The organism is Bacillus pinisoli (assembly GCF_023036475.1).
Taxonomy (GTDB): domain Bacteria; phylum Bacillota; class Bacilli; order Bacillales; family SA4; genus Bacillus_BS; species Bacillus_BS pinisoli.
Genome location: NZ_JAJQKI010000006.1, coordinates 98,911 through 117,429, shown reverse-complemented (window position 1 = coordinate 117,429; position 18,519 = coordinate 98,911). Strand labels below are relative to the sequence as shown.

The 18,519-nt window shown below is 39.1% G+C and carries 16 protein-coding genes; 7 read left to right on the top strand and 9 right to left on the bottom strand.

What is annotated here, in order from left to right:
* Window positions 1–290: 290 nt before the first annotated feature.
* Entirely contained in the window at window positions 291–1,604 is a 1,314-nt protein-coding gene (locus tag LT143_RS10730) for an ATP-binding protein (RefSeq protein WP_246942977.1), read from the bottom strand.
* A gap of 3 nt (window positions 1,605–1,607) precedes the next feature.
* The gene (locus LT143_RS10725) at window positions 1,608–1,808 is read right to left on the bottom strand and encodes a hypothetical protein (RefSeq protein WP_246942976.1); all 201 of its coding nucleotides are present in this window, start codon (window positions 1,806–1,808) and stop codon (window positions 1,608–1,610) included.
* 346 nt (window positions 1,809–2,154) lie between these two features.
* Here LT143_RS10725 and LT143_RS10720 point away from each other — a divergent pair, with 346 nt between their 5' ends.
* The gene (locus tag LT143_RS10720; protein WP_246942975.1) at window positions 2,155–2,391 is read left to right on the top strand and encodes a hypothetical protein; all 237 of its coding nucleotides are present in this window, start codon (window positions 2,155–2,157) and stop codon (window positions 2,389–2,391) included.
* Between the two features lie 169 nt (window positions 2,392–2,560).
* Here the strand turns inward: LT143_RS10720 and qoxD are convergent, their stop codons facing one another.
* The 5 genes from qoxD to LT143_RS10695 form a co-directional block, all read right to left on the bottom strand.
* The gene (qoxD, locus tag LT143_RS10715) at window positions 2,561–2,863 is read right to left on the bottom strand and encodes a cytochrome aa3 quinol oxidase subunit IV (RefSeq protein ID WP_418909826.1); all 303 of its coding nucleotides are present in this window, start codon (window positions 2,861–2,863) and stop codon (window positions 2,561–2,563) included.
* Between the two features lie 6 nt (window positions 2,864–2,869).
* Complete coding sequence (gene qoxC / locus LT143_RS10710) at window positions 2,870–3,475, bottom strand: cytochrome aa3 quinol oxidase subunit III (RefSeq protein ID WP_246942973.1); 606 nt, start codon at window positions 3,473–3,475, stop codon at window positions 2,870–2,872.
* Window positions 3,465–5,441, bottom strand: coding sequence for a cytochrome aa3 quinol oxidase subunit I (qoxB, locus tag LT143_RS10705; protein WP_246942972.1), 1,977 nt, complete (start codon window positions 5,439–5,441; stop codon window positions 3,465–3,467). The genes qoxC and qoxB overlap by 11 nt, the downstream gene beginning before the upstream one ends.
* Window positions 5,431–6,429 (bottom strand): cytochrome aa3 quinol oxidase subunit II, encoded by a 999-nt coding sequence (gene qoxA / locus LT143_RS10700; protein ID WP_246942971.1) that lies wholly within the window; start codon window positions 6,427–6,429, stop codon window positions 5,431–5,433. The genes qoxB and qoxA overlap by 11 nt, the downstream gene beginning before the upstream one ends.
* A 593-nt stretch (window positions 6,430–7,022) precedes the next feature.
* The gene (locus tag LT143_RS10695; protein WP_246943100.1) at window positions 7,023–7,253 is read right to left on the bottom strand and encodes an excisionase family DNA-binding protein; all 231 of its coding nucleotides are present in this window, start codon (window positions 7,251–7,253) and stop codon (window positions 7,023–7,025) included.
* 650 nt (window positions 7,254–7,903) lie between these two features.
* On the opposite strand from LT143_RS10695, the gene LT143_RS10690 reads away from it, so the two are divergent.
* From LT143_RS10690 to LT143_RS10675, 4 genes are all read left to right on the top strand, one after another.
* Window positions 7,904–9,172, top strand: a complete 1,269-nt coding sequence (locus LT143_RS10690) for an ammonium transporter (RefSeq protein WP_246942970.1) — start codon at window positions 7,904–7,906, stop codon at window positions 9,170–9,172.
* Between the two features lie 322 nt (window positions 9,173–9,494).
* Window positions 9,495–10,475 (top strand): DUF294 nucleotidyltransferase-like domain-containing protein, encoded by a 981-nt coding sequence (locus LT143_RS10685; RefSeq protein WP_246942969.1) that lies wholly within the window; start codon window positions 9,495–9,497, stop codon window positions 10,473–10,475.
* Between the two features lie 3 nt (window positions 10,476–10,478).
* On the top strand, window positions 10,479–11,213 hold the full coding sequence (locus tag LT143_RS10680; protein ID WP_246942968.1) for an exonuclease domain-containing protein: 735 nt from the start codon (window positions 10,479–10,481) through the stop codon (window positions 11,211–11,213).
* Window positions 11,214–11,372: 159 nt separating this feature from the next.
* The gene (locus tag LT143_RS10675; RefSeq protein WP_246942967.1) at window positions 11,373–13,205 is read left to right on the top strand and encodes a CocE/NonD family hydrolase; all 1,833 of its coding nucleotides are present in this window, start codon (window positions 11,373–11,375) and stop codon (window positions 13,203–13,205) included.
* A 49-nt stretch (window positions 13,206–13,254) separates the two neighbouring features.
* On the opposite strand, the gene LT143_RS10670 is transcribed toward LT143_RS10675, so the two are convergent.
* Together LT143_RS10670 and LT143_RS10665 are read right to left on the bottom strand one after the other, a co-directional pair.
* A complete protein-coding gene (locus LT143_RS10670) occupies window positions 13,255–14,622 on the bottom strand; it encodes an FAD-binding oxidoreductase (protein ID WP_246942966.1) in 1,368 nt (455 codons plus the stop codon).
* A gap of 12 nt (window positions 14,623–14,634) precedes the next feature.
* On the bottom strand, window positions 14,635–15,750 hold the full coding sequence (locus LT143_RS10665; protein ID WP_246942965.1) for an NAD(P)/FAD-dependent oxidoreductase: 1,116 nt from the start codon (window positions 15,748–15,750) through the stop codon (window positions 14,635–14,637).
* 209 nt (window positions 15,751–15,959) lie between these two features.
* Here LT143_RS10665 and LT143_RS10660 point away from each other — a divergent pair, with 209 nt between their 5' ends.
* Both LT143_RS10660 and LT143_RS10655 read left to right on the top strand, forming a co-directional pair.
* A complete protein-coding gene (locus LT143_RS10660) occupies window positions 15,960–17,321 on the top strand; it encodes a cytochrome ubiquinol oxidase subunit I (protein ID WP_246942964.1) in 1,362 nt (453 codons plus the stop codon).
* A 13-nt stretch (window positions 17,322–17,334) separates the two neighbouring features.
* Window positions 17,335–18,381: a cytochrome d ubiquinol oxidase subunit II gene (locus LT143_RS10655; RefSeq protein ID WP_246942963.1), complete on the top strand. Its 1,047-nt coding sequence runs from the start codon at window positions 17,335–17,337 to the stop codon at window positions 18,379–18,381.
* The last annotated feature ends 138 nt before the right edge of the window (window positions 18,382–18,519 follow it).

Here is an 18,519-nt window from a genome sequence, read left to right as displayed (position 1 = left end):
TTTTGTTACTTATTAATCTGCTTACCTTAAAAAACAAATGCGTTCCATTGCGCTGCAGACCCTCGCTTTCCGCGGGGAGAAAGTCGAGCCTCCTCGGCTTCGCCTGCGGGGTCTCGACCCTTTCTCTTTTTCCCGCAGGAGTCGAGTGTCTTCCGCTTCATTTCACTAATTTATTAAATATAGTTTGCATTAACAAAAAAAAGACCCTAACTATAATGTGAAAAATCCACTAAATAGTTTGGGTTTTTAATTAACTGGAATACTTATGTCCCAACCTCATCTATGTAATATTATCGACTCTCTAAACTAGGAAATACAACTTCAAATGTTGTCCCTTCTCCCTGGATGCTTGATACATGAACATGACCATTATGATTTTGAATAATATTAAAACTGACCATTAAACCTAACCCAGTACCATCCTCTTTCGTAGAATAAAAAGGCTGACCTAGCTGTTCTAGCTTCTCTTCAGGAATTCCTACTCCATTATCCTGCACTAAAATAACAATCGTAGAATCTTTCCTAAAAGGTTTCACACATATTCTTCCACCACTAGGAAGGGCTTCTATGGCATTTTTTATTAAGTTAATGAACACTTGTTTCATTTGATTGGCGTCACCGTTGACTAACAACTCATCTTTATGTTCGCTTAATGTTATTTCTATATTCTTTAATATAGCTTGTGTATTTAGTACGGAAATGACATCTTGTAGAAGCGGTCCCATTTCTTGTGGTACATACTCAGTCTCCTGAGGCTTAGCTAGTAATAATAGCTCACTAACAATGACTTCGACACGAGCAAGTTCACTAGCCATGATTTTTATATAAGAATCTTTTTGGTAGCCAGCCTCAATCATTTGTAAAAAGCCCTTAATAGCAGTAAGTGGATTTCTAATTTCATGTGCAATTCCTGCTGCTAATTGCCCTGCCAATGTCAATTTTTCAGACTTTACCATCATTTCTTCAGACTTTTTTCGTTCTGTAATATCCTTAAATGTTACAACCATCCCTGTAATTTGATCTGCTTCATAGATAGCCTTTGTCGTATATTCAACCGGAAATAACTCCTCTTCATTCCTACAGAAAAATTGATCCTTTCTCGTACGGGTTTCCCCGTCCTTTAATGTGTCCATAAATGGTGATGATTCAATTTCATGGCGAAGAAAAGACTGAAAGGGTGTATCTCCTATTAGTGATACATTAGAGCAATTCAGGATCTTTTGTGTGGAAGGATTACAAAAAGTAATGTTTCCTTTTAAATCAATACCAAAAACCCCTTCGGAAAGGGACGTCAAAATAAGATCATTTTCATGAAATAGACGTTCATAATTTGTTTTAACTTGAGTGTGTTCCTTTTCTAGCTCAATTACATATGTAAGGAGGGAAGACATTGTTTGTAATAGTTCAACATCTTCCTCAGAGAAGGAATATGTATCAATATCAAAGCAACATAAGTTTCCGTACAGTTCACCATTCTTATAGAAAATAGGGACACCCAAGAAACTCTTAAGTCCTAACTTACTTGTAATCTCCATCTTGCTCGTCTCTTGATGTGCTAGAGTATCGTTTATAACAAGTGGTTCACGACCACTATTGAATAGCAAGTGTCAGAAAGTATCATATACATTAATCTTAGCATCTTCAGTAGCCAGTTGTACTTGTCGGTTTAACACATTTATAAAGTGACTTTCCGTCTTACTCACTCGTATAACACAAAACGTATTAACTTTTATATTTTTACTAATTAATTTAAGGATATTTCTCCCTGCAACCTTAAGGTCACTTGAAACCGTAGGTAATATGTTCACTTTAGCTTCCCCTTACTTTACAATGATAATTTCCTAAAATTGATTCAACTATTCTATACTCTCACTAAATAGCCAAAAGCGTAAACAATAAATTCAGTTATGCGTTAAGTTTGGTTCCTTATTTCCCTAAATATTATATCTACTATTACTTCTCCAAGAGAGTTAATCCCTTGTTTCAATTAATGAAACCATGAATAATCCTATTGCTTCTATTCTAACACTAACCAAAAGTAATTCACTAAATAACTATAAAAGAAAAAGTTTTTTAAAAAATGGCGATTTTGTGAACGAAAAAGTTTGACAAATTTGTGAACAAACATAAAATAGAAGTAAGGGGATGATTTAAATGAACGAAAAACAAATGAAAACACTTACGTTTGGTAGAAAAATGACAGCTTTAGGACTCTTCGTTGGTTTTATCGTATTTCTTACAGGGTTAGTTGTAAACGGTGCCACTCATGACAACTACACCGTATTTATTGGCCTTAGTATTATGGCTACTTCTATGCTCCTTTTTGGTTTCGGATTATTTTTAATGCTCATGCAAGAAGTAAGCGACCACACACCTATTACAAGAAATTAACTTATATAAGAACAAAAGGCGCAAGCGCCCCGTTTAACCTAGATAAGCAAATGTTTTCTTGAATTGAGGGTTTGGGTGCTGGAGCCGGATTAATATGCACAATACTTAGTTACCAAGATAATGAAAAACCTTAAAACAAAAAATCCGACCAAAGAAGGCCGGATTTTTTTTAATGCGCTGCGTGTCCTGACGTTAGAACCCAGATGGATCCTACTACAATCACCACTGCACAGAACACTCCATATGCAATATTGATAATTTGTGTCTTATTATCTTCTCCCTCATTCACGTGCATGAACATGAATAGTTGGAGACCCGCTTGAATGACAGCTAACGTTCCGATAATCCACATCACCACTGTGAAAGATAAAGATGTTTTTAACGCAATCCAAGCTGCCACAAACGTAAGCACTAAAGACATCACAAATCCAAATACATGACTTAAAGGGAAGCTATTTTCACTTTTGCCCATTTGCATCTATAACACCATCCCTTTTAGATAAACGAATGTGAAGATGAAAATCCATACAACATCAAGGAAGTGCCAGTATAGACCAATAATAAATACCTTACGAGCAGTTACAGGTGTTAACCCTCTTTTTAGTAATTGCATGATAATCAATACTGCCCAGCCAATCCCCATTGCAACGTGAAGTCCATGAGTTCCAAGTAGAACGAAGAAGCTTGAAAGGAAAGCACTTGTCTGCATTGTAGCTCCTACATGAACATAATGCATGAACTCATTAATCTCCATCACTAGGAATCCAAGACCTAGTAATAAGGTGATAACTAACCACGTAATTAATCCTTTTAGATTGTTACGACGCATTTGCCAGATCGCAACACCACAGGTAAAGCTACTAATTAAAAGTAAGAGCGTTTGAATCATTACTTCTTTTACCATAATGATATCCTGGTGAGTTGGTCCACCTGCATAATTCTGATTTAAAACTCCATATACTGCGAATAAGGTAGCAAATAAGATAATCTCAGCTCCAAGGAAAATCCAGAAACCAAGGATATTCATACGACTTTGTTCAGATTGATATTCTAAAGGAAGTGACGTATTTAAACTAGCTGACATGATTATGCACCTCACCCTCTACATTTCTCCAAGTACGCTCATGTTCACTAATTTCTTCAACGTGGATGTGATATCCATCGTTATAATCAAAGGAGCGAGCAATTAGACAAGCAATAATTCCGATACCGAACACTAATGCTGCAATATGTGCTTCAAAGACAAGGAAGAATCCTGCAACTGTGAACACGCCAGACATGATAATCGGTAATCCTGCGTTACTTGGCATGTGAATTTCTTCTAATTCATTTTCTTTTAAAGTTAAACCTTCGTTATTCTTTTTCATATACCAGAAAGCATCAATTGATTTCACTTCTGGAAGCTTAGCAAAGTTATAATATTGAACCGGTGAAGCAGTAGCCCATTCAAGTGTTCTTGCGTCCCAAGGATCGCTAGAGATATTACGGTCTGCAAAGCGAACGCTCCAGTAGATGTTGTAACAGAATACTGCAAATCCAGCAGCTAATACTAGAGAACCAATCGCTGATAGAAGGAATAAATCTGAGAACCCTGATTCAACTGAATACGTATGAGCACGACGTACAGCTCCATTTAATCCTAAGAAGAACATTGGCATAAACGTTACATTAAATCCAATTACGAATAACCAGAAATGCCATTTACCAAGCTTTTCGTTTAACATATGACCGAACATCTTTGGCCACCAGTAGTAAAGTCCAGCAAATACCGCAAACACGACTCCTGGAATTAATACATAGTGGAAGTGAGCAACTAGGAACAATGTATTATGGTATTGATAGTCTGCTGCACCCATTGCAAGCATAACCCCTGTTACTCCACCAATCGTGAAACATGGTACGAATGCAAGCGACCAAAGCATCGCTGTACTAAATTTAATACGACCTTTTCTCATCGTAAACAACCAGTTGAAAATCTTAACCCCAGTTGGAACGGCAATAAGCATCGTTGTAATCGAGAAGAATGAGTTTACTAGTGCTCCTGAACCCATTGTATAGAAATGGTGAACCCAAACTAGGAAACTTAAGATTGCGATACCAGCGATCGCATATACCATTGACTTATATCCATATAAAGACTTACGAGCAAATGTAGCGATTACCTCAGAGAAAATACCGAATGCAGGTAAAGCTACGATATATACTTCAGGATGTCCCCATAACCAGAACAAGTTTGCCCAAAGCATGTCACTTCCTCCACCAGATACTGTGAAGAAATGCGTTCCATAAAGTCTGTCAAACGTCATCAATGCAAGAGCAACTGTAAAGATAGGGAATGCTCCGACGATAATAAATGATGTTACAAATGTTGTCCATGTGAACATTGGCATTTTCATTAAAGTCATGCCTTTTGTACGCATTTTTAAGATTGTTACGATAAAGTTAATCCCTGTCATCAATGTACCGATACCGGCAATCTGAAGGGCAACCGCATAATAGTTATTAGCGATACTTGGACTAAATTCCTTACCTGCTAATGGGAAGTAAGATGTCCAACCAGCATCAGGTGAACCACCGATAACAAACGAGATGTTAAATAACATGGCACCACTCATAAATAACCAGAAGCTTAGTGCATTTAATTGAGGGAATGCCACATCTCGTGCCCCGATTTGAAGGGGAACTACGACGTTCATTAAACCTATTAAGAATGGCATCGCCATGAATAAGATCATGATTACACCATGAGTTGTAAAGATTTCATTATAGTGCTGAGATGATAGAAACTCCATCTCTGGTCTTGCTGTTTGTGCTTTCATCAGTAAACCGTCAATTCCACCACGGAAAAACATCAGAACGGCAGCGATAATATACATAATACCAATACGTTTATGATCAACAGTTGTTAGCCATTCTCTCCATAACCATTTCCACTTCTTTAGATAGGTGATACCAACAACCATCCCAATCATTGTTAATGCTATGGAAATTTGAGCACCTAAAATTAGCGGATCACCTGTTATTAGCATTTCATCCCATTTAATGCCCACTGTGGTCACCTCCATGTTCGTCCTCTTCTTTGTGATCTCCGTGGTGATCGTTATGCTCATCACTTTCAGAGTCATTCTTGTAATTATCTTCTTCTTCAAATGTCTTACCTTGGTACCCATGGTACTTATACATTTCTGGGTTCGTGTAAGACTTTGAGTTAGCGTCTGCGTGGTTTACCCATTCTAGATGGGTATTAGCGAAGGTTAATCTGCCTAAATGTGTAGGTTCAAGTAACTCTTCATATTTTTCTTCAGTTAATGTTGGTGCTGTATCATGAACTTCTTTTACCCACTCTTCAAACTCTTCTTGCGTTTGAGCAAGTACTTCGAATTCCATTTCTGTATAACCACGACCATTAAAGTTCGTGTTTCTTCCAAAATATGAACCTGGGTTATCAGCGACTAAATACATTTGAGTTTCCATTTTATTCATCGTGTATTTTTGTCCACCAAGGGCTGGCACCCAAAATGACTGCATGGTTCCTGCAGAAGTAAGACGGAAATCAATAGCACGATCCTCAGGAATATTTACATAGTTAACTGTTTCAATTCCTTGCTCTGGATAACTAAAAATCCATTTCCAATCTGCTGCTGTAACATGAATAACAAGTGGTTCTTGCTCTTCGTACCCTTGAGGTACTTCTTCAAGTGCATATAACGTTTTAACCGTAGGAATTGTTAATGCAATAACGATTAAAATTGGAATCGCCGTCCAGATAATCTCAAGAACTGTACTACCATGCTCTTCTGGTGGTTCATAATCCATATTTTCAGGTCGTTCTCTGTACTTCCAAACGATGTATCCAAATAAACCAAATACAACAACTACCACAAGTAGCATCCACCATAATGACCAGTTAATTAAATCAGCGATGCTTTTTGCTACAGGACCTTGTGGATCAAGTACAACTAAGTTTGTTTCACATCCACTTAGCAAAAATACAGCTGTAAATGTTAATAAAATTGAAAAGAGTCCTTTTCGTTTCACAATCTCATCTCCTTATAGAAGGGAAAATTTATTTACACTTGCAGACAAGCTTTGTGAAATAATTCACAAGTATGTCACAATTAATATAAAGCTTGTTAAACTTTTCACAAAATCGTCACTTTTATATAACCGTGTGACAATGTGGTTCATATAACCAACTTAGTATTTAAGGGGAGATAGCTCCCTTGTAAAAGAATTGTAACACAGCGCCTTTTGAAAGGCTGTGACAGAATTGGTAACAGAATGTGACAAAAATGCGAAGGAAATAATATGCACATTTGGAGACAAGCACCTTTTGATATGAGTAGGTTCCCTACATGGTTTCGACTATAAGTTCGACTTTATAAGGATGTCTTTCGCTTAGATTTCCTTCACAAGCAAAAATAAGAAGCCGGGCTTTAAGCCAAGCTTCCATTTGAATGACGTAAACGATAGGACATTAGTTGATATATCCAAAGGTTTGGTTGATAAAATATATAAACTGTTCAATAACTCATTTCATTTGATCGATAAAAGTGACATTTTGGATGATAACATAGGTTTTTCGTTCATAAGTCACTCTCTTACGGTGCTTAAACTTACAACAACCTACCTTAATCCTCATCCTTTATATCAAGATCCTCTGGAATTGGTTCACTCATAACCTCTTCTACCAACTTTTTATATTTCTCCACCTGCTTTAGATGTGTATCAAATTGATTCTTATTAATTACGTACTGTTCCCCGTCATGGATGGCCTTAATTTTTTGTTGTTGAATTAATTTCACCATATCTTTTTCAGATATAGATAAATACTCTGCTGCTTCTTTTACGGTTAAAAACATTTGTCCATCTCCCATTCAATACTCTTCCACTCACATTATTATCGACCGTTTTATTCTGTTTTTGCAAGGCTCTTTTCGTATGGCTGTTTTCGTATAGATTGTTGCTTTCGTAAAAATCCCAAATGCCGGATTTTTACTCGGTAGTACAGAGTCCTGTGCTTTAAATAAAGAGAGTTGCTCTTTTCTAACAATTAGCACTCGGTATAAACGCGTTAAAAAGGATATGTTACTAGAAATAGTTGATTCAAAAGCAACAAAGTTTTAGAAAAGAGCCTTTCGTATAGATTGTTGCTTCCGTAAAAATCCCTAAATCCGGATTTTCACTCGGTAGTACAGTGGTCAGTGCTTTAAATAGAGACAGTTGCTCTTTTCTAACAATTATTACTTCAATTTTAAGGTATTAGAAGGAAACTTATTTGAAAATTAGTTCGAAGAGCAACAAAGTTTCAGAAAAGAGCCTTTTGCAAATACATTTATAAGAAAGCCTTTTCATGTTAGTTTTCCTTACATAAAAGATAAAATTTTCTGATTTTTCGTTGACTTTTACATTTTTTTCACATAAATTATAGATATCAGGTAATTATGTTAGGTTTCCTAACATATAGTGTAATAAGAAATAACTATAAAAATCTTTTAAGGGGGAAACAGATTTGGATACTACTTTTTTACTCAATAGTGTTTGGGTCATGCTTAGTGCAATCTTAGTTATTTTCATGATTGGTGGATTTATTTTATTAGAGGCAGGTTCTACTCGCATGAAGAATGCCGGGCATATCGCCGGTAAGACCATTTTCACATTCGGATTAGCATCATTAGTATTCTGGGCTGTTGGTTACGGTTTTATCTTTGGAGGCAATGCAAACTTCTTGGTCGGTATGTCAGATTTCTTTTACTCCGGGTATGATGCTGAAGGTGCAACTTTATCTGGGGCAGTCTTCTTCTTATTCCAGTTAGCATTTGCTGGCATAGCCATTACGATTGCTCTTGGTGGGTTTGCAGAACGTGCTAAATTATCCGTTTATCTTCTATTTACAATCCTCTTCTCAAGCCTAGTATATCCAGTCGTCGCACATTGGATCTGGGGTGGCGGTTGGCTGGCTGGTCATGGTAAGCAAGACTTTGCAGGTTCAACAGTTGTCCATTTAACAGGAGCGATGGCTGCCCTAGCAGCAACCATTCTTTTAAAACCTCGTATCGGAAAATACAACAAAGACGGTTCAGCGAATAATATTTTCGGTCACAACCAAGTTTATACGGCATTAGGTGTACTCATCTTATGGATTGGCTGGTTCGGTTTTAATGCCGGTAGTACAGTATCTGTCGACGGAGCATTCTTCGGGTTTGTTGCACTTAACACAAACTTAGCCGCAGGTGCAGGAGCCGTTGCCGCTTTATTAATCTCATGGTTAGTATTAGGGAAATCAGATGTCCCTACCATCCTTAACGGAGCTTTAGCTGGATTAGTCGCCATTACAGCTTCATGTGCTTTCGTTGATACATGGGCAGCCGTATTAATCGGATTCATCGCTGGAGTACTAGTATTCTATAGTGCAAGATTTTTTGAAAAGAAGAAGATTGATGATCCTATCTATGCTTTATCTGTTCACGGTGCTGCAGGAATTTGGGGTACAATCTCTACAGGTTTCTTTGCCACTCCAGAGCTAGCGTCAGTTGGATTACCTGGTTTATTCTATGGCGGAGGATTCACTCAGCTAGGTGTACAGGTAATGGGTGTCGTGACTTCAGGGGCATACGCATTTATTGTTTCTTTCGTTCTTCTCTTAATTTGTAAAGCTGTATTAAAAGGAATTCGTGTATCAGAAGAAGAAGAGATTATGGGATTAGACGTAAGTGAACACGGTAGCTATGGTTATCCGGAAGTATTTCTAGATGCTAAGAATGAAAAATTAAGTTCATAAGATGTTAGGAACACAAAAGGGTCGTCTTTTGTGTTTCTTTTTAAATATTGGCTGTGTTAAAGTACAATGTTGATTTTTAGCAGAGTTGATTGAAGTGGAAGGACGCGAGACTCCTGTGGGAGAGCGGGTCGCGGGAGACCCCACAGGCACGGTTTTCGCCGAGGAGGCTCCCGGACTCGCCCACGGAAAGCGAGTGTCCTGTAACGAAAATCAACAACAAGTTTTAACAGAGCCTAAATATTAAGATTACACCTTATAATATAGTAAGAATCCACTTTTAGATTCTTACTCAAGCAATTGCTTTTCTGTAAGGAAGTGACCTATGACTACTAACCCATCAGCTTACAGCAATATTAAAGCTAGGAAGGAAGAGTTTCTTCTTCAATCTCTTTCTTCTGAACAATTAAACAACCTGCACGATCAAGTGCTTAAAGACACTTTTCTTAAAGCCTTTCACATGGTTAGAAAGGAAATCGGTGACCCTCCTTGTGAGTTCAATTGGTTTGTACTCGGAAGTGCTGGTCGATTCGAACAAGGTTTTATTAGTGACCAAGACCACGGTATCGTCTACCATTCTGATACAAATGAAGCTGCACGCTATTTCCTGACTCTTGGTAAAGAATTATCAAACGGTCTCTTTGAGGTTGGCTACCCGTTTTGTGATGGAAAAGTGATGAGTTCTAACCCCTTATGGTGTAAATCATTAGTTGGATGGAAAGAACAATTACATCAGTGGGCACTTGAAGAGAGCCTCGATTCTATTCGTTATCTTCAAATCTTTTATGATGCTAGATCTTTAATGGGTGAGTGTCATTATATTGAACAACTAAAGCAACTCATTATTAGGCACCACCTTGCGTACCCCCATCTATTAATAAGGTTTTTAGATAATATTAGGCATATAAAAAAATCGGTAGGTGTATTTGGTCAAGTTTTCGTCCAACAAACTGGACCTTATGCAGGTTCCATTGATTTAAAACACTCTGCCTTCTTACCTTATGTAAATGCTATCCGATTACTAGCTATAAAAGAGGGGATTTTGGAAAGTTCTACCCTCACCAGGTTTCTGCTATTGCGCCAGTCTGCTCGCTATCAAGAGGTGTTACGTCCCTTTGAAGAAAGCTTTAGAGCATTGCTGGATTTTAGACTGTCTACATTCAAAACCAATAACACATATGCAGATACTCATTATCTTCATATAAAGAACTTAAATCCTGATCAAAAGAAAATCATTAAACAAATATTAAAAGACGGCGAAAAGCTTCATCATTTTGTACAAAAATGTATTGAAAAAGGGTGTTAAGAAGTGGCCTATAATCCAATCATGCACCTCTTAAAGGGGTTAAACGGAAAACTGAATAGTGGAATGTTAAGCGGCTTACAAGGACAGCAAAATGCTCAAAACGTGGCCTTCTTAAGGGAGCTGCAACGTGAGATTCGAAAAGAACAGGTCATGTATGATCCGTTGCTCCATCTAAAATATGTCGTCTTTGACATAGAAACAACAGGCTTTCATCCTGACAAAGGTGATGTCATACTTTCCATTGGTGCCGTCAAAATGGAGGGCAGAACGATAAAAGAAAAGGAAACTTTCTACTCTCTTGTCTATCACAACGAGGATCTTTCAGAGGAAGTTTCGGCGTTAACCGGTATAGTAAAGGAAGATTTGCTAGCTGCACCGAATTTATCGACTGTTCTTATGCAATTTTTTGAATTCACACAGGACGCTATATTAGTCGCCCATCATGCGAACCATGAGAAGACGTTCCTTCACCATACAAGCTGGAAGCTATTCAGAACCCCTTTTAAGCACCGGATCCTTGATACATCTTTTTTATACAAAATTGCAGACCCAGAACTTGCGCTAGTCCGATTAGAAGACCTTTGCACGCACCATAATATTCCCGTAATTAACCGCCACCATGCCCTGGGTGATTCTATTTTAACGGCAAAACTTTGGAATATCTATTTAGAAAAAATAAAGGAGCGAGGGATTCATACAATGACCGACATGTATGAGGCACTCTCTAGAATAAGGTAGTTTTTTTGGTCTCTGATCTAGATCAGGTACCTTTTTTCTTTTCGGCGTTAATAGGACATTTGGTGTATGTAAATAGTCAGTTTTCAGTATTTTATTCAACCTCTAATGTCCTTATCATTAAATTGTAAGCATTTACAAAAATGATAAAGGAGGAAAAAGATGTTTCAAAAACAAATGAAAGTGTCACTGACCTATTTATTACTAGGCTTATTAGTTTTTACCCCTTTTCTTATTCACACAGTCCCTGTTGAAGCAGCAAAAGGTAAACATGAAAGTACTCGCACCCTTCAACAATGGGAGGAAATTCCTTATGAGCGTCCTGCCCTATATTCTAGCTACATCACAGAAAAGGACATATTCATCACAATGCGTGACGGGGTCATTTTAGCAGCTGATGTTCATCGGCCTGACGGACCAGGTCCATTTCCAGTCATCCTCACACAAACTCCTTACAACAAAAATCAAAGCAATACCGAAAATTTAAATGAATACTTTATTAAAAGAGGCTACGCTCATATGGTCGTTGATGTCCGTGGTACTGGTACATCACAAGGGACGTGGGATTCTTTTGGGCTCGCTGAACAAGGTGACGGAAAAGAATTAGTAGAATGGGCAGCAACGCAGCCTTGGAGTAATGGTAAAGTTGGGTTATATGGCTCTTCTTATCGGGCAATTAACCAACTTTTAACTGCCGCTCAGCAACCAGAAGGATTAGCCGCCATATTTCCGGTTGTTCCTATGGCTGATGTGTACCGCGACATCATTATGTCTGGGGGCCTCGCTAACACAGGATTTATCCCTCTATGGCTAGGGCTTGTCACGGCAAGTGGGTTACTACCCCCGACCTATACTTTATCTGAACCCGTACTTGCTAGTACGGTGTTAATCAATCACCTTAGTCAAACATCAGGCTACCAGACAAACACCCTTGCTTCTGCTATCTCAGGTGGAGAATTTGCCTATGACGGACCTGCCGCTTGGCTTCGCTCTCCCATCTATGTAGCAGACCAAATAAAAGTACCCACTTTTCTAACAGGAGGGCTTCACGATCTTTTCCAACGCGGAACACCTCTTCTCTATGAACAATTAAAAGCAAATGGCGTGCATACGAAGTTATTAATGGGTAACTGGACTCATGGAAATTACGGTTCAGGCCTACCAGCCAACAAAGTACCTACACTAGATCAAATTGCGTTAAGGTGGTTTGATCAATACTTAATGGGTATTAGTTCTGCAAAAACAGAGCAAATACCAGATGTTACTCAATTTGTGATTGGAGAGGAGAGATTTGAAGTCCAGCCTGGTTGGCCACATGCAGGTGCTGTAGCTGAAAGATTTTACTTACGATCTGGTAGTCTACTCACAAGAGAAACTCCATCCACCTTGGAAGCTTCATCTTCCATGCTTCAACAACCTTTTAACGGCATATGCTCTGGTAGTACAAACCAGTGGACAGCAGGCATCGTTAGTGCAGTACCGTGCACAAAGGATAATCGTTTAACAGAAACGACGGAACTTACCTTTACAACTGCTCCTCTTAATGAGGACTTAAGAATTTCAGGGCCCATTGCAGCTAAGCTATTTGCCAAAACAACTGCAGAAGAATTGGTTGTATCCGTCCGTATTACAGATGTCGCACCTGATGGAAGCTCTCAAGAAATTACAGCTGGTTGGCTTGCTGCCTCTCACCGCACTGTGATGGATTCAAAAAGCAGATTTCTAGACGGACAGAATATTCAGCCTTGGCATCCTTTTACAAAAGCGGAAGTGAAAGAAGTCGTTCCAAACGAAGTGATGGAACTAGATATTGAGATTTTCTCTACCAATGTTGTCATCAAAGAGGGACATCGTCTTCGAGTAGCTATTGGCCCAAGTGATTTTCCTCACGCCATGTCACCTGCACCACAATTAATGAATCAACTTGGAGGAGTTGCAACTATATTCAATACTAAGGCTTATCCATCATCTATTGTGTTACCAATTGTAAGATAAGAATAGGGTGCTGATCATCAGCACCCTTTTTCTATGAATCTAGTATTTCCTAATAACGATTGATTATTTTATCTGGATTTAATAGACAATGAGGATCCAACAACTTTTTGATTCCAGTCATAACTTGTAAGGAATCTCCATGCTCAAGCTTTTGGTATTTCTTTTTCCCAATACCAACTCCGTGTTCTCCTGTACAAGTCCCTCCTCTTGCAAGAGCGTATTGTACGATATGTTCATTATATTGCTCTGCTTTTTCAACATGGTCTGGATTTGATTGATCTAGCATTAGTAATGTATGAAAATTCCCATCCCCTACATGACCGAGGATTGCTCCATCTAAACCCGTTTTTTCAATGGCTTTTCGTGCATCCATAATTGCCCCTGCCAATTCAGATAGTGGTAGACACACATCAGTTATCATCATATTAAGACTAGGAAACCCATGTAGAAATGCATACGCAAGATTATGCCTTGCTTCCCAAAGTTGATGGACAGCTTTTGAATCTGTTTCAAATATAAACTCTTTACAACCTTGGTCCTGTAGAATATCTTTTGTGAATTCTATATCGTGTGTTAAACCTGCCTCATTTCCATGGAATTCTAGAAATAAAGTAGGATATTCTGGATAGGTCGTATGACTAAATATATTTACCTGTTTAATAGATCTGGCATCTACGAATTCACATCTAGCAATCGGAATACCAGCTTGAAGAATAGACACTACAGCCTGAACAGCTTCCTCTGTAGTTGCAAAAACAGCACGTGCCGCCGTCATTCGTTCAGGAATTCCATAAACTCTAAGTGTAAGCTCAGTAAAAATGCCTAACGTCCCTTCTGACCCTACAAATAAAGAGTTTAAATGATAACCAGATGAGGACTTTGAAGCTAAATTTCCAGTGTTTATAATGGTTCCATCCGCTAAGACAACTTCCAAATCACGAATCTGATCTCTCATAATTCCATATCGGACTGATGTTGTTCCACTTGCATTAGTTGCTGCCATCCCACCTAAAGTGGCATCAGCACCAGGGTCAACCGGAAAGAATAGTCCAAACTTTTTTAATTCTTTATTTAGTTTTGACCGCGTTACTCCCGGCTGGACCTTTACAAGGAAATCATTTTCTCTGACCTCAAGCACTTGGTCCATTAAAGAAAAATCCATCGTAATGCCACCATCATACGGAATTACATGTCCCTCTAGACTCGATCCTACTCCAAACGGAACAACAGGTATTTTATGTTTGGTCGCAATTTTCATAATCTGGCTAATTTCTATGGTATTAAGTGGAAATGCAACGACATGAGGAGAAGCTGGACGGTGGTGAGATTCGTCCTTACTATGTTGAACTAGTACCGTCTCATTGGTTGACAGGCGATCACTCGGTAACACTTCCTGTAGTTCTTTTAAGAATTCCATTCTATTCTCCTCCTACTTGATTGCTTCATTTATAGAATAATGGTTCACATCAAGCTCTGTCTTTCGACCTAAAGCTAACCTAGCTAACTCCGCTCCTAGAAACGGGCCACTTGTAAGTCCAGATGCACCAAGTCCATTGGCAACTAGTAACCCTTTCACATCGGGTACATCTCCAATAATCGGGAGAAATCCTGGGGTGAATGGGCGAAACCCTACCCTTGTTTCTAAATAGGTACAATGAGCAAGCCCCGGAGCAACAGCAAGAGCTTTTTCTAAAATTTCATTCATACCACCAGCCGTCACTCTTGTATCCAGTCCCGTATCGTCCTCATGTGTTGCACCAATGACAATTCTTCCTTCCTCAAAAGCAAGCATATATTGATCATTGGGAGGCATGATAACTGGCCACTGCCCCGTATTTTGATTCTGCCATTCTAAATGAATAATCTGCGCTTTTTGGTACGTGATCTCCAGATTAACACCCAATGGAGTAAGTAACTCTCTTGCCCAAGCACCCGCTGCAATTAACACTTTTTCTGATGATATCGTCTGCTCTCCTATCTTCACACCGGTTATCTTTCCATTTTCAGTCGATAACACGGCATCACCACTTAAATAGGTAGCTCCAAGTTTTTTCGCTCCATTAAGCAATGCATCTCTCAATGCCCTTCCATTCACCCGGGCTCCACCACTGACAAAAACAGAACTATACTCCTCTGATAGAGGAGGAAATAAACGCTTAGTCTCAGAGGGTGTAAGCAGCGAAATCTCCCCTATTTCTGGAGCCTCTTCTCTTTTTATTCGCGCACGCTCTACAATCTTCTCTAGCTTCTCTTGATCTGTATGTATGCTAAGGGCACCGACTTGTTTATAACCTGTATTCGTTTCACCGATTTCCTCTAATTGTTGAATTAATTCCGGATAATAACGCGCCCCATTTTTCACAAGCTGATACCACGCTTTATTTCTACGTTGAGACAGCCAAGGACACACAATTCCCGCTGCCGCTGCAGTTGCTTGACCACGATCATCCCGGTCAACAATCGTCACATCCGCACCCATTCTCGCAAGATGAAACGCAGCAGAAGCCCCTAGAACCCCAGCTCCCACAACAATATATTTACTCATCATAAACACCTAGTTTCCATTTAATGTTGTTTCTATTTTACCGAAAATGAAGCAAGGACTCAATCGTTCGACAAGTGCCTGTCACCTGTCATATGACAGGTGACAGGCACTTGTCGATTTTTCTTTAAGTCTATCCATTTATTACATATTTGTTTCCAATATGGAGATGATATGGAAATATGATGAAATGCTGAAAGGACGTATGGGTAATGGATGATTTAACAATTGCACGCTCTCTATTCGGAACAACGATGGCTTTCCATATTATTTTTGCCACCATTGGAGTCGGACTTCCACTTATGATTTTAGCGGCTGAGCTGCTGTATCAGAAAACAAAGGATCAGGATTATGTGGTCATGGCTAAGCGCTGGACGAAGGCATTCGCTGTCTTGTTAGGAGTCGGGATTCCTACCGGTACGATAGCTGGTGTTCAATTATCTTTGCTATGGCCCGGCTTTTTGGAAGTAGTGGCAAGGGTTATGCCTCTTCCCTTCCAAATTGAAATTTATGCTTTTTTCATTGAGGCTCTCTTTATGTCCATTTATGTATACGCCGCTGAACGTATTGCTCCTTGGATGAGAATTGTTAGTCTTGTGCTTGTTGCTCTCGGAGCATTAGCGTCAGCTGTCCTGATTACAAATGTCCATGCTTGGCAGGGAACACCTGCTGGATTCAACTTTGTAAACGGGGAATATACCGATATTGACCCTTGGGCAGCTTTTTTTAATCCTAGTTTTTTCGTAACAGCTGGACATGTTGCACTGTCAGCCTATGTGGTGGGGGCATTTGTTGTGGCTTCAGTCGCTTCCTTTAAGATGCTTCGTAACGAGTATGGTTCTCGGGTATATAATTTCCATCGAAAAGCATTAACGCTAAGCCTTGTCATCGGAGGAATTTTTGCTTTCCTTACAGCAACAAACGGACACTCGTCTGCACAATACTTACATAAGTATCAACCCGAGAAACTTGCTGCTGCTGAAGGACTATTTGAAACACAATCTCACGCACCTCTTGCAATAGGTGGCTTTACAGACCGAGAAACTCAAACCATTAAATGGGGGATTGAGATACCATGGGCACTAAGCTATTTAGCAGGAGACAGCTTTGACACTGTAGTAGTCGGACTCAATGATTTCCCAGAAGAGCTATGGCCTCCATTATTCGTACACACGCTGTTTAATGTCATGGTCCTAATTGGTTCCTTACTAATTATGATCCCACTAGCCGCCCTTGCCTGGAGAAAGTTTCTAAAAAAAGAACGTTATCCGAAGCTATTTCTTTGGTTGTTAGTAACTTCCGGTCCTCTGGCAGTCGTTGCGATCGAGGCTGGTTGGATTTTAGCTTGTTCAGGTCGCCAACCTTGGGTCATCTATCGTATTTTATCTACGGCGGACGCATCAACAACTGCTACAGATCTCGGCATTCTATTTATCCTCTTCATTGCGGTATATATCATTTTAGCCTTTGCTGTAGTCTTTGTGCTTTTATATTTCTTTAGAAAAAATACCGAACTGGATGATTTAGAGCGAGCTGCAAATAAATCTAAACCTTTATTCAGTTCAAACTCTTAGGGGGTTTTTTTAAATGGCAGATGTACTGATTGCAATAACCGTCCTATGGGGATTCGTGTTTATATACGCAGTTATGGCTACCATGGACTTTGGGGCAGGCTTTTGGTCAATGGTTTATATTAATCGTGAACAAACAAAGGCAACGAATATCGCCAATCGTTATTTATCACCTACATGGGAAGTAACGAACACATTTATCGTCGCGTTAGTAGTAGCAGTCTATAGTCTTTTTCCCGCTGCAGCTAACACACTGGGAACCATTTTACTAATACCAGGTAGTTTAATTTTATTATTACTCGCCTTTCGAAGTGCGTTCCTTGTATTTTCAAATATCGCTACAGAATATAAAAAGCCGCTAACCTATATCTCAGGAATTGCAGGCATTATTATTCCGGGACTATTAATTAGCGTTCTTCCCATTACTCACGGTGAGTACGTTGAATATGTAAACGGAGTCCCGAATTTAAATTTAGCTAAACTTTTCACAAGCCCTAATGAATACGCCTTTGTCGGGTTTGCCATTATTAGCTCTCTGTTTCTCTCATCCCTTCTGTTAGCCGATTATTCCAAAGCATCACGAGAGATGGAGGCCTATCAAGTATACCTTCGGGACGCCATGATTCTCGGTCCCATATCTTTGATTATGGCATTCCTCATTATGCTTACCTTACGAAATGAAGCGACCTGGTTATATGACAAAATGATGCAGGATGTTCATTTACTCATCATATCTGTTGCATTCTTCCTACTTGTCGGTTTTGGCTTATATTTCTCCAACCCGTTCCAAAAAGGTGAAAAAATTAAGGGAATGCCTAGATTATCCGTCATCGCTGTAACCATTCAATATTTAATCGCAAGTTATGTATATGGTAAAGCGCATTTACCTTATATCGTTTATCCTGAAGTGACCATTCAAAACTCTTTTACAGATCCAAATTCGTTTCGAGCCGTCTTTATCACCTATATTATCGGCTTCGCCATCCTCTTTCCTGGATTTGTGTACTTTTGGAGTTTATTTATGAATGATAAACGCTATTTAAGACAAAAAGGTGTCAAATAAAGGCGTTCAGGTGTCCACCCATCTCTAGATGGGTGGCTTTTCAACTTACATATACTCATTTATCATGAAAAATTATGTATATATCATGAAACTGTTTAACTATATCAGGAATTCCACACAATATATCAGCAAGAACAA

Coding starts and splice junctions, on each gene's coding strand:
- LT143_RS10720 (WP_246942975.1), top strand. CDS start 2,155: ATGAACGAAAAACAAATGAAAACACTTACGTTTGGTAGAAAAATGACA.
- qoxD (WP_418909826.1), bottom strand. CDS start 2,863: ATGGGCAAAAGTGAAAATAGCTTCCCTTTAAGTCATGTATTTGGATTT.
- qoxC (WP_246942973.1), bottom strand. CDS start 3,475: ATGTCAGCTAGTTTAAATACGTCACTTCCTTTAGAATATCAATCTGAA.
- LT143_RS10695 (WP_246943100.1), bottom strand. CDS start 7,253: ATGTTTTTAACCGTAAAAGAAGCAGCAGAGTATTTATCTATATCTGAA.
- LT143_RS10685 (WP_246942969.1), top strand. CDS start 9,495: ATGACTACTAACCCATCAGCTTACAGCAATATTAAAGCTAGGAAGGAA.
- LT143_RS10675 (WP_246942967.1), top strand. CDS start 11,373: ATGTTTCAAAAACAAATGAAAGTGTCACTGACCTATTTATTACTAGGC.
- LT143_RS10670 (WP_246942966.1), bottom strand. CDS start 14,622: ATGGAATTCTTAAAAGAACTACAGGAAGTGTTACCGAGTGATCGCCTG.
- LT143_RS10665 (WP_246942965.1), bottom strand. CDS start 15,750: ATGAGTAAATATATTGTTGTGGGAGCTGGGGTTCTAGGGGCTTCTGCT.
- LT143_RS10660 (WP_246942964.1), top strand. CDS start 15,960: ATGGATGATTTAACAATTGCACGCTCTCTATTCGGAACAACGATGGCT.
- LT143_RS10655 (WP_246942963.1), top strand. CDS start 17,335: ATGGCAGATGTACTGATTGCAATAACCGTCCTATGGGGATTCGTGTTT.